The 12,484-nt window shown below is 45.1% G+C and carries 8 protein-coding genes; 1 reads left to right on the forward strand and 7 read right to left on the reverse strand.

Annotation, left to right across the window (positions count from 1 at the left end; genetic code table 11):
* Positions 1-92 precede the first annotated feature (92 nt).
* Positions 93-938: a LysR family transcriptional regulator gene (locus tag AB4138_RS00245; RefSeq protein ID WP_372117793.1), complete on the forward strand. Its 846-nt coding sequence runs from the start codon at positions 93-95 to the stop codon at positions 936-938.
* Here the strand turns inward: AB4138_RS00245 and AB4138_RS00250 are convergent.
* From AB4138_RS00250 to lpxC, 7 genes are all read right to left on the reverse strand, one after another.
* Positions 889-1,668: a TSUP family transporter gene (locus AB4138_RS00250; protein WP_017059295.1), complete on the reverse strand. Its 780-nt coding sequence runs from the start codon at positions 1,666-1,668 to the stop codon at positions 889-891. The two genes, AB4138_RS00245 and AB4138_RS00250, sit on opposite strands and share 50 nt — an antisense overlap.
* Positions 1,669-1,863: 195 nt before the next feature.
* Entirely contained in the window at positions 1,864-5,094 is a 3,231-nt protein-coding gene (carB, locus tag AB4138_RS00255) for a carbamoyl-phosphate synthase large subunit (RefSeq protein WP_017059294.1), read from the reverse strand.
* A 16-nt stretch (positions 5,095-5,110) separates the two neighbouring features.
* Positions 5,111-6,265, reverse strand: coding sequence for a glutamine-hydrolyzing carbamoyl-phosphate synthase small subunit (gene carA / locus AB4138_RS00260; protein WP_010434758.1), 1,155 nt, complete (start codon positions 6,263-6,265; stop codon positions 5,111-5,113).
* A gap of 503 nt (positions 6,266-6,768) precedes the next feature.
* Positions 6,769-7,593, reverse strand: coding sequence for a 4-hydroxy-tetrahydrodipicolinate reductase (dapB, locus tag AB4138_RS00265; RefSeq protein ID WP_020628676.1), 825 nt, complete (start codon positions 7,591-7,593; stop codon positions 6,769-6,771).
* A 92-nt stretch (positions 7,594-7,685) separates the two neighbouring features.
* Entirely contained in the window at positions 7,686-8,084 is a 399-nt protein-coding gene (gene mutT, locus AB4138_RS00270; protein WP_017062897.1) for an 8-oxo-dGTP diphosphatase MutT, read from the reverse strand.
* Positions 8,085-8,432: 348 nt separating this feature from the next.
* Positions 8,433-11,159 carry a preprotein translocase subunit SecA gene (gene secA, locus AB4138_RS00275; protein ID WP_017066234.1) on the reverse strand — a complete coding sequence of 909 codons (2,727 nt, stop codon included), beginning with the start codon at positions 11,157-11,159 and terminating at the stop codon, positions 8,433-8,435.
* A 390-nt stretch (positions 11,160-11,549) separates the two neighbouring features.
* The gene (lpxC, locus tag AB4138_RS00280; protein WP_010434751.1) at positions 11,550-12,467 is read right to left on the reverse strand and encodes a UDP-3-O-acyl-N-acetylglucosamine deacetylase; all 918 of its coding nucleotides are present in this window, start codon (positions 12,465-12,467) and stop codon (positions 11,550-11,552) included.
* Between the last annotated feature and the right edge of the window lie 17 nt (positions 12,468-12,484).

Consider the following 12,484-nt stretch of genomic DNA (forward strand, 5'->3'; position numbering starts at 1 on the left):
CTTGGTTCAAAGCTTTAGTTTCAAGACTAGAGAATGAATGTTGTTTGAGGTAAGTTGAAACAATCATTCCCAACTTTCATGAATATAACCCAATGCTACTCGAAGGAATCGAAACTCTACTGGTATTGAGTAAAGCAAAGACCATGAGCCGCACAGGCAGTTTGCTTTATATCAGCCAATCAGCGGTCAGCAAACGGATTGCGAATTTAGAAAAGAAGCTAGGTAAAAAGCTCATTGAACCGAGTGGCCGACAGATAAAACTCACGCCAGATGCGATAGCATTAATCGAGAGTATTGGCCCGACATTCAATGAACTTCGTGGGCTTATTTATGAACAGCAAGAGTTGGAAGATACCACTCTCATCACCCTAGACAGCACTAAGTCTCTGATAGCCGGTTATTTAGGTGAGATGATGGGCCAATTTATCCAGCAAGATAAGTACATCACCATTACCACCAACCACACGCCGAGAATTATCGAACGGGTGCAGTCCGGCAAGGCGACCTTGGGGTTGTGTGCTGGCTTACTGCCACCACATCATGGGTTGATGACCTTCCATCTTTTTGATGAACCGTTTTACATAGTGAGTAAGTCGCCGCTAACGGATCTCCCTCCAATGGTCATTACTAACGACATGACCAATCCAGCCAATTCTTATCAACTTTCTGTATTAGAAAAATTTGGTATCAAACCCTTGATGGAGATGGATGCCTACACCGCAGCGGCGCAACTTGCATTGGGCGGGACTGGGCCAGCGTTGATCCCGCTCTCTATCGTAAAAACACTCAATATTGAGTCTCAATATCTGTATAGCTTCACCGAATTAGCAGGCTTAATTCGGCCGATTCATATCTGTGTCAGACCGAATAGCTATCAGTCTCCACGAGTTAAAACACTGATAGAATCGATTGTTGATGCTGTTCCCAAAGCAGTTTAGACGCCATTAGCATCGACATCACGATCACAAGAGGGCGAATCCATTTTTGCCCTTTTGTCACCACCACTTTAGCGCCAAGCTGAGCGCCCATAAATCCACCGACCGCCATCACTAATCCCAACTCCCAAATAGGCAAGCCAGCCAAAATAAAGAAAATCAAGGCAGCGATATTCGAGGTAAAGTTAAGTACTTTAGTACGCGCCGTAGCATCGACTAACGAGAAGTGACCAATAGCAACAAAGCAGACGGTGAAGATAGAACCTGTTCCTGGGCCAAAAAAGCCATCATAGAAACCCACGCCGCCACCAATACACAGAGCAAACATCGCCTCAGAGATCTTCTGTTTTCCTTCAGACGCTCTAGTTTGGGGTGCCAACAGGAAATAGAGAGAGATAGCGATAAGCAGCAGTGGGATAACACTGGTCAGTAGGCTCGCATCAATGTGCTGGACTAACTCAGCGCCAATTGCAGAGCCAATAAAGGTACAAAAGATAGCAAGGCGCATCTCTTTGATGCTGACGATACCGTTGCGCACGAAATACCAACTCGCAGAGAAGCTGCCAAATGAGCTTTGGAGTTTGTTAGTTGCCAATGCCTGCGTCGGTGGAACTCCAGCCGCTAGCAATGCAGGTAGAGTCAGTAACCCACCGCCGCCAGCCATTGCATCAATAAAGCCTGCTGCCGTTGCAACAACAAACAAGATAGCCAATATTTCTAGAGTGATTTCCATATACCCAACGCCTTAAAGTCCTGTGTAGCGACAAGTTACCACTCACAGCAGACGAGCAATAACGAAACACAAGATTCTAACCTATTCCAAATATTCATCATTAAGCTACCGCGGAATAACAGACATAAAAAAGCCCACTCCGAGGAGTGGGCTTTGAGCATTTATATCCGCATATCAGCGATACACTTTAGGCGATTAAGCTTGAGAAGCTTTAACCTGAGCGTGTAGCTCTTGAACTGAAGTTACTGACGTTTTCGCGTCTGCAGTGTGCGCCATACAAGTCGCGAATGCAGCGTTTAGCGTAGTCGTGTAGTTAACTTTCTCAGCAAGTGCACCACGACGAAGAACTTTAGAATCTTCAATCGCTTGACGGCCAGCTGCAGTGTTCACGATGTACGTGTACTCGTTGTTCTTGATACGGTCAAGAATGTGAGGACGACCTTCGTGTACCTTGTTTACTAGACGTGGGTTGATGCCCGCTTCGCCAAGGATAACCGCAGTACCGTGAGTTGCGTCTAGCTGGTAACCAAGCTTAGATAGCTTAGATGCTAGGTCAACAACACGCTCTTTGTCGCCTTCGCGAACAGAAAGAAGTGCACGACCGCCTTCTGGGTAGATGTTACCACAACCCAATTCAGCTTTAGAGTATGCTTCTGCGAACGTCGCACCAACACCCATAACTTCACCAGTAGAGCGCATTTCTGGGCCTAACAGTGGGTCAACACCAGGGAACTTGTTGAATGGAAGTACAACTTCTTTCACTGAGTAGTAAGGTGGGATGATTTCTTTCGTAAAGCCTTGAGACTCTAGAGATTGACCCGCCATTACACGAGCGGCAATCTTAGCGATTGGCGCACCAGTTGCTTTAGATACGAATGGAACCGTACGTGCTGCACGAGGGTTAACCTCGATTAGGTACACTTCATTGTTCTTAACAGCAAACTGCGTGTTCATCAGACCACGAACACCCAACTCGAACGCTAGCTTTTCAACTTGCTCGCGCATTACGTCTTGGATTTCTTGGCTTAGCGTGTATGCAGGAAGAGAACATGCTGAGTCACCAGAGTGAACACCCGCTTGCTCGATGTGCTCCATAATACCGCCGATTACAACGCGCTCACCGTCACAAATCGCATCTACGTCTACTTCAACAGCGTCATCTAGGAAGCTATCAAGTAGTACTGGAGATTCGTTTGATACGCTAACTGCTTCGTTGAAGTAGCGACGTAGGTCTTGCTCGTCGTATACGATTTCCATCGCACGACCACCAAGTACGTAAGAAGGACGTACAACCAGTGGGAAGCCGATTTCACGAGATTTCTCTACCGCTTGCTCCATTGTTGTTACTGTCGCGTTTTCTGGTTGAAGTAGGCCTAGACGGTCTACAGCAACTTGGAAACGCTCACGGTCTTCTGCACGGTCGATTGCGTCTGGGCTAGTACCGATGATTGGTACGCCAGCAGCTTCAAGAGCACGTGCCAGTTTAAGTGGCGTTTGACCACCGTACTGAACGATAACGCCTTTTGGCTTCTCAACACGAGCGATTGCTAGTACGTCTTCCAGAGTTACTGGTTCGAAGTACAGACGGTCAGACGTATCGTAGTCTGTAGAAACTGTCTCAGGGTTACAGTTAACCATGATAGTTTCGTAGCCATCTTCACGTAGCGCTAGTGATGCGTGTACACAACAGTAGTCAAATTCAATGCCTTGGCCGATACGGTTTGGACCGCCGCCTAGAATCATGATTTTTTCTTTGTCTGTTGGGTTTGCTTCACACTCGTCATCGTAAGATGAGTACATGTAAGCCGTATCTGAAGAGAACTCAGCTGCACACGTATCTACACGCTTGTATACCGGGTGGATATCGTATTGGTCACGTAGACGACGGATTTCGCTTTCCGCTACACCTAGAATCTTAGATAGGCGCGCATCAGCAAAACCTTTACGCTTAAGCTTGTTTAGCTCGTCTTTATTTAGACCAGCAAAGCCTTTCGCTTTAAGTTCTTGCTCTAGCTTAACGATGTCTTCGATTTGAACTAGGAACCAACGGTCGATTTGCGTTAGGTTGAATACACCATCTACCGACATACCAGCACGGAATGCGTCAGCGATGTACCAAATACGCTCTGCGCCAGCTTCTTTAAGTTCGTGACGGATAGTCGTTAGAGCATCTGGTGCGTCTAGGTCTACCATTTCGTCAAAACCAGTCGCGCCAACTTCTAGGCCGCGAAGTGCTTTTTGTAGAGATTCTTGTTGGTTACGGCCGATAGCCATAACTTCACCAACCGACTTCATTTGCGTCGTTAGGCGGTCGTTAGCACCTGCAAACTTCTCGAAGTTAAAACGAGGAATCTTAGTTACTACGTAGTCGATTGTTGGTTCGAATGATGCTGGAGTTGCGCCGCCAGTGATGTCATTCATTAGCTCGTCTAGCGTGAAACCAACAGCCAGTTTCGCTGCAATCTTAGCGATTGGGAAACCTGTTGCTTTAGATGCTAGTGCAGAAGAGCGAGATACACGTGGGTTCATTTCGATGATAACCATACGGCCATCTTTCGGGTTGATACCAAACTGTACGTTTGAACCACCTGTTTCAACACCAATCTCACGCAGTACTGCTAGAGATGCGTTACGCATTAGTTGGTATTCTTTATCTGTCAGCGTTTGAGCTGGAGCCACAGTGATTGAGTCACCTGTGTGAATACCCATTGGGTCGAAGTTTTCAATCGCACATACGATGATGCAGTTGTCGTTTTTGTCACGAACCACTTCCATCTCGTACTCTTTCCAACCGATAAGTGATTCATCGATAAGAAGTTCATTAGTTGGAGATAGATCCAAACCACGACGACAGATTTCTTCAAATTCTTCTTTGTTGTAAGCGATACCGCCACCAGTACCACCCATCGTGAACGATGGACGAATGATACAAGGGAAGCCAACCATGTCTAAAACTTTGTAAGCTTCTTCCATCGTTTTCGCTGTATCAGCAGTTGGACACTCAAGGCCAATTGCTTTCATTGCTTTATCGAAGCGTGAACGGTCTTCTGCTTTATCGATAGCGTCAGCCGTTGCACCAATCATTTCAACACCGAACTCTTCAAGAACGCCGTGCTTTTCTAGGTCTAGAGCACAGTTCAATGCAGTTTGGCCACCCATAGTAGGTAGAACTGCATCAGGCTTCTCTTTAGCGATGATGTTACGCACAACTTCCCATTGGATAGGCTCGATGTAAGTTGCATCTGCCATATCTGGGTCAGTCATGATTGTCGCTGGGTTCGAGTTCACAAGAATAACTCGGTAACCTTCTTCGCGAAGCGCTTTACAAGCTTGAGCACCAGAGTAATCGAACTCACATGCTTGGCCGATAACGATCGGGCCAGCACCTAGAATAAGAATACTTTTAATGTCAGTACGTTTTGGCATTGTCTACTACTCCGAATTACGCTGTGTGCTGTTTGATTAGTTCAATAAAGTGGTCGAATAACGGCGCTGCGTCTTCTGGACCTGGGCTCGCTTCAGGGTGACCTTGGAAGCTGAATGCTGGTTTGTCTGTACGGTGAATACCTTGTAGAGAACCATCAAATAGTGATTTGTGCGTTGCACGTAGTGTCTCTGGAAGGGTTTCTTCGTCAGCAGCAAAGCCGTGGTTTTGCGAAGTAATCATCACAACATCACGATCTAAATCTTTAACCGGGTGGTTTGCGCCGTGGTGACCAAACTTCATCTTCACTGTCTTAGCGCCTGACGCAAGAGCAAGAATCTGGTGACCTAGACAGATACCGAAGATTGGTAAGCCTTTTTCTAGGAACACTTTTGTCGCTTCAATTGCGTAAGTACATGGTTCTGGGTCACCAGGGCCATTTGAAAGGAAAACACCGTCTGGGTTCAGAGCAAGTACTTCTTCAGCTGAAGTCTCAGCAGGAACAACCGTTAGGCGGCAGCCGCGGTCAACAAGCATTCGTAGGATGTTTCGTTTTGCACCGAAGTCATAAGCAACAACGTGGTATGGCAATTCTGAGTCTGCTTTCGCTTCAGGAAGTCCACCCGTAAGCGTCCACGAACCTTGTTTCCATTGATACGCTTCTTTTGTTGTAACTTCTTTCGCAAGGTCCATACCTTTCAGGCCAGGGAATTCTTTTGCTTTAGCAAGAGCTAGAGCTTCGTCTAGGTTTCCATCGTTTACTGAAGAGCCAGCTACGATACAACCGTTCTGTGCGCCTTTTTCACGAAGAATACGCGTCAGCTTACGAGTATCGATATCAGCGATACCAACAACGTTTTGCGACTTAAGGTAATCAGAAAGGGATTGTTCATTACGGAAGTTAGAAGCGATTAGAGGGAGATCGCGAATCACAAGGCCTTGAGCGTGGATTGAAGAAGATTCTTCGTCTTCGGAATTGGTTCCGGTATTGCCAATGTGAGGGTAAGTAAGGGTAACGATTTGTTGAGAATAGGAAGGATCAGTGAGGATTTCTTGGTACCCCGTCATCGAGGTATTAAAAACGACTTCACCAACTGCAGAACCTACAGCGCCAATGGCTTCACCGTGAAATACTGTCCCATCTTCTAGGACGAGTAGTGCTGACTTCTTCAAGACAACCTCCAGAAATAAAAATGCATTAAAATTGATTTAATTTGCAAATCTACCTTCCTGCAACACCAAAAACTGCGTGTTTATGGAAATTAGACAAATTGGCGGTATTTTAGTGATCTGCGTGATACGTGTCAACATTTAACTCAAAAGAAATTAAACATTTGTAAGGACTAATTCAATTTACCCCCTCAAAGCTCCAAAAGTTCAACTTTCATGCGCATTTAGCTCGAATATTACGATTTTCTAATTTTCACTCCTCATTTTAGCCAACCATAGAGTGATAAAAATATCAGCAACAAAACGCAATCGATAAATACCAAGAGAAAACATGACAATTTAAAGATCTAAAACAAAAAACACACTAAAGACCACATAAACAGCATAGAAATGGAGTCAAAAAGGCGATAAGAAGAAAGTAGAAGGAAGATCGGAGAAGTGAGATTACTAAGGAAAATGCACCAAATAAAGAAAGCGCCGGCAATTGCCAGCGCATAAATATCTATTTATAGGTCATTCAAACCAAGCACATCCGTCATGGTATAAAAGCCTGCTGGTTTATCATTTAACCAAACCGCGGCCTTGATTGCGCCATTAGCAAAGGTCATTCGATCAGTGGCTTTATGGGTAATTTCCACTCGTTCACCGATATCAGCAAACATAGCGGTGTGTTCACCAATAATGTCACCGGCACGAATCGTCGCGAAACCAATCTCATCTTTAGTGCGCTCGCCAGTAATACCCTCGCGTGACCATACAGCTACATCGTTCAGCTCATTGCCCATAGCACCCGCAATAGCTTCGCCCATACCAATCGCAGTACCTGACGGTGCATCGACTTTATGACGGTGATGAGCCTCAACGATCTCGACATCACAGTAATCGCCCATCACTTTAGCGGCCTTCTCTAGCAGCTTAAAGACCAGGTTCACACCAACGCTGTAGTTAGGTGCCATTACGATAGCCATCTCTTTTGAAGCAGCATCAATCACCTGCTTCTCTTCTTCAGAGAAGCCCGTTGTACCGATGATCAGTTTTTTACCGTGACGTTTACAAAGTTCAATATTCGCTAATGTGCTAACAGGGGCAGTAAAATCGACAATCACATCAAACTCTTCGATGGCTTTAGACAAATCATCGACTAAAGCAACATCAAAACGACCTTCACCGCATAACTCGCCGACATCTACGCCGACCAAAGATGACTCTGGACGCTCTGAACCAGCTCCAACACTTGCTTCTGAATTATGATGAGCGGCTTTCACCAAGTTGCGGCCCATGCGGCCCGCTGCTCCTGCAATTGCAATTCTTACCACTGCGAATATCTCCATTGTTTTGGTTACCGTTGCCACTTATCTCTTGCAGCAACGTTCAATCGATTAATCTCTTTAAACTAACAACAATCTCAAACTCAGGCTAGCAATTACGAAAACTCTTTTATTACTCGCTCTAAAATTGGCACATTTGCCTCTGGGAAGGCGTATTGATTCAATGATTCTAGGCTTACCCATTCACCTTGCTGACCTTCTTTACCATAAGGCTGCTCTTCAAAATCAGTCACGAGAATGAAATCGAACTTAAGTGACTTATCGGTGTAATCAAATTCAAGATGCTCAAACAGAGACTGCTCGGTCACCTTGATACCGACCTCTTCATCAAGCTCGCGAGTCATCGCTTGCTCAATAGTTTCGCCCTCTTCAACCTTGCCACCTGGAAATTCCCAGAAGCCACCTTTGTGCTTGTCATCTGGACGCTTAGTGATAAAGACCTGTGACTTATCTTGATTGAAGATAATACCCGCTACGATATGGATTCTTTTCATTGATGGTGTTCCTTAATAAAACGCTGAACTCACATAGTCCCTAAATACGTCATCCTCAAGAAAGAGGAACGACTGAGTTGGGGATCTAAAACTACGCGAGCCTAACTAAACAAGATTCCCTACTACGCTCGCTCCTCGCTATAGGGAATGACAACTTCCTTGCGTAACAAAGTAAGCCATGAAATTTACATACAAAAAGAGCCGCCTAAGCGACTCTTTATATTCTATTTGTCAGTTTTATGAAGCTAAGTTGTAGTGTATGAGAGCAAGGCGGTGGCACGGAGCTTACGACTGTAAGTGAGTACCACCAACGCAGCTATCATGCGCTACAGCAACGATTCATTAAACTTACGCGATTTTACCGTGACACTGCTTGTACTTCTTACCGCTACCACATGGGCATGGCTCGTTACGGCCAACTTTACGCTCGTCACGCACTACCGTTTGTGGAGATGCCGCTTCAGCTTCATCGTCAGCTAGCTGGTTTTCAGCTGTTGCATGTTGCGCTTGTGCACGACGCGCCGCTTCTTCAGCTTGAGCTTGACGTTGAGCTTCCATCTTTTCAACTTCTTCTTGTTGCTGAACGCGCACTTTAGAAAGGATGGTAACAACGTCTGTTTTCAGTACATCTAGTAGGCCTTCAAACAGTTCAAACGACTCGCGCTTGTACTCTTGTTTCGGGTTCTTCTGAGCATAACCACGTAAGTGGATACCTTGACGAAGGTGATCCATCGCAGCCAAGTGCTCTTTCCAAAGGCCGTCTAGCGTTTGTAGCATCACAGATTTCTCGAAGTTACGCAGTACTTGAGCACCAACCACTTCTTCTTTCTGTTTGTACGAATCAACCGCCATAGCAAGAATACGCTCACGCAATGCTTCTTCATAAAGCTTGTCGTCTTCGTCTAACCAACCTTGAATATCAAAGTCTAGATCGAAGTCATTCTTCAGACGATCTTGCAGACCCGCGATATCCCACATATCTTCAAGAGACTGAGGTGCGATGTATTCATCAATCACTGATGCCAATACATCTTCACGGTTGTGTTCGATCATCTCGCTGATATCGTCAGAGCTCATCAGTTCATCACGAAGCTCATAAACCACTTTACGTTGGTCATTGGCTACATCATCGTACTCAAGAAGCTGCTTACGAATATCGAAGTTACGACCTTCAACTTTACGTTGTGCTTTTTCAATTGAGCGAGAAAGCATCTTAGATTCGATCGCTTCGCCTTCGTCCATACCACTTTGGATAAGACCAGCCATACGATCCGATGTGAAGATACGTAGCAGAGAATCTTCCATTGATAGGTAGAAACGAGAAGAACCCGCATCACCTTGACGACCAGAACGACCACGTAGCTGGTTGTCGATACGGCGAGATTCATGACGCTCAGTACCAATGATGTGCAGACCACCTGACTCAAGCACTTTATCGTGGATTACTCTCCAGTCAGCTTTGATCTTCTCGATCTGCTCTTTGGTTGGATTCTCTAGCTTCTCAACTTGTGCCTGCCAGCTACCACCTAATACGATATCGGTACCACGACCAGCCATGTTAGTTGCGATAGTTACCGCACTCGGCATACCAGCTTGTGCAACGATCTCTGCTTCCATTTCGTGGAATTTAGCATTTAGAACGCTGTGCTTAATTTTTGCTTTTTTCAGTGCGTTAGACAGTAGTTCAGACTTCTCGATAGAAACCGTACCAACCAATGATGGCTGACCAGCAGCTACACGGTCTTTGATGTCTTCAATGATCGCATTGAACTTGTCTTCTTCGGTACGATAAACCACATCTGGCATATCGTTACGAACCATAGGCTTGTTGGTTGGGATAACCACTGTTTCTAGGCCGTAGATAGACTGAAATTCGAAAGCTTCTGTATCGGCTGTACCTGTCATACCTGACAGTTTTTCGTATAGACGGAAGAAGTTCTGGAATGTAATCGATGCTAGCGTCTGGTTTTCATTCTGAATCTTCACACCTTCTTTAGCTTCAACAGCTTGGTGTAAACCTTCAGACCAACGACGACCTGGCATAGTACGACCAGTATGTTCATCAACGATAACCACTTCGCCTTCTTCAGTAACGATGTAGTCGACGTCTTTCTCAAACAGTACGTGTGCACGCAGCGCTGCATTAACATGGTGCAATAGGCTGATATTAGTTGGAGAGTAAAGCGTGTCACCCTCTTCCATCAGGCCGTTTTTGACCATTAGCTCTTCTACAAATTCTTGACCGTTTTCAGTCAGGTGAACCTGTTTCGATTTCTCGTCCATGGTGTAGTGACCTTCACCACGGTACTCTTCAGAATCTTCTTTATCTTGGCGCTCAAGGTTAGGGATCAACGTGTTAATACGCGTGTAAAGATCTGAACTATCTTCAGCTGGGCCAGAGATAATAAGTGGAGTACGAGCTTCATCGATTAAGATTGAGTCAACCTCATCGACAACAGCAAAGAAGCGCTCACGTTGAACACGATCTTCAGCACGGAAAGCCATGTTGTCACGTAGGTAATCGAAGCCAAACTCGTTGTTTGTTCCGTATAGGATATCCGCTTGGTACGCTTCTTTCTTCTCTGGTGGAGCCATGTTTGGCACGTTTACGCCAACAGTCATACCAAGGAATTCAAATAATGGGCGGTTTGTTTCCGCATCACGCTTCGCTAGGTAGTCGTTCACCGTTACTACGTGAACACCTTTGCTAGGTAGGGCGTTAAGATAAGCTGGTAGGGTTGCTGTAAGAGTCTTACCTTCACCAGTACGCATTTCTGCAATTTGGCCAGCATTTAGAACCATGCCACCAATCATTTGCACGTCAAAGTGACGCATGCCGTAAACACGCTTAGACGCTTCACGTACCGTAGCAAATGCTTCAGGTAGAAGTTGGTCTAGCGATTCACCTTTATCTAAGCGCTCACGAAACTCAACCGTTTTTGCTTTTAGCTCTTCGTCTGAAAGAGCTTCAAACGTTGGTTCGTAGTTATTAATTTCTTTTACAATTTTTCTAAGGCGGCGCAGTGTTCTGTCATTGCGACTGCCAATTACCTTTGTCAGCAGCTTAGTAATCATGTGCTTGGAATCTCTTCGTTCTCAGATCGTCCGCGATCTATTTTAAATGCCGTCAGTGTCTCTACTAGCTATGAACTAGTCTTCAGTTACTAACCAAGGATACTGAGATAAATCTAGTATCTTTGATATTGTACTTGAGAGTAGAGTTTTCAAGGCTTGAGTTAAAATTAATGCCCTTTAGTGTAAGTAATTTTCACACCAACAACCATTTATAACCCCATTTGTTTGATGTGCTTGGAACTTTTCTTTCTAATTGCTGATGGATTAGCCAGACTGCAGCTCATTGGGAGACAACTTTCGGATGTTGACGACACTGTATCTGGAAAATAGATACAAAAAAACCAGGTCAATGACCTGGTTTTCGAAATCTTATATTGCTGTAAACAACAATTACGCTAGAACCATTCCTGGTTCAGCAAATGCAACAGGAGAGCCTACTTCTTCTTCGAATGTTGCCCATTCCCAAGCTTCTGCGTCAGCAAGTACTGCACGTAGTAGTTGGTTGTTTAGGCCGTGACCTGATTTGTATGCACGAAACTCACCAATAATAGCGTGTCCACACATGTACAAGTCACCAATCGCATCTAGTACTTTATGAGTTACGAACTCATTGTCAAAACGTAGACCCTCTTCATTAAGAATTCGGTATTCGTCAAGTACGATAGCATTATCAAAGCTACCACCAAGTACTAGGTTTTGAGATTGTAGATACTCAATGTCGCGCATGAAGCCGAAAGTACGAGCGCGAGAGATTTCTTTCACAAAACCTTGTGAAGAGAAATCAAACAACAAACGTTGCTCATCAGATTCAATTGCTGGGTGGTTAAAGTCGATCTCAAAGTCCATACGGAAGCCGTTAAATGGAACAAACTCTGCCCACTTATCGCCATCTTCAAAACGGATAGGCTTTTTGATACGAATAAAACGCTTCGCTGCATTCAGTGTTTCTACACCCGCTTGCTGTAGCAAGTATACGAATGGGCTTGCGCTACCATCCATAATTGGGATTTCAGGAGCATCTACTTCAACAATAATGTTGTCGATGCCCATACCCGCTAAAGCTGCGTTAAGGTGTTCCACTGTAGAGATACGTACGCCTTCGTCATTAACAAGAGCTGTACATAGCATAGTGTCACGAACTGACGCTGGATCAGCTGGGAAATCTACAGGTGGATTTACATCTGTACGACGATAAACAATACCTGTATTTGCAGCTGCCGGGCGAAGAGTAAGTGTGACTTTACGACCAGAGTGGAGACCCACACCAGTTGTTTTCACAATTTCTTTCAGAGTACGTTGTCTGATCATCTGCTTGCCTCGTTATC

Origin of the sequence: Vibrio sp. 10N.286.52.C3 (genome assembly GCF_041468865.1) — a bacterium.
Taxonomy (GTDB): Bacteria; Pseudomonadota; Gammaproteobacteria; order Enterobacterales; family Vibrionaceae; genus Vibrio; species Vibrio crassostreae_C.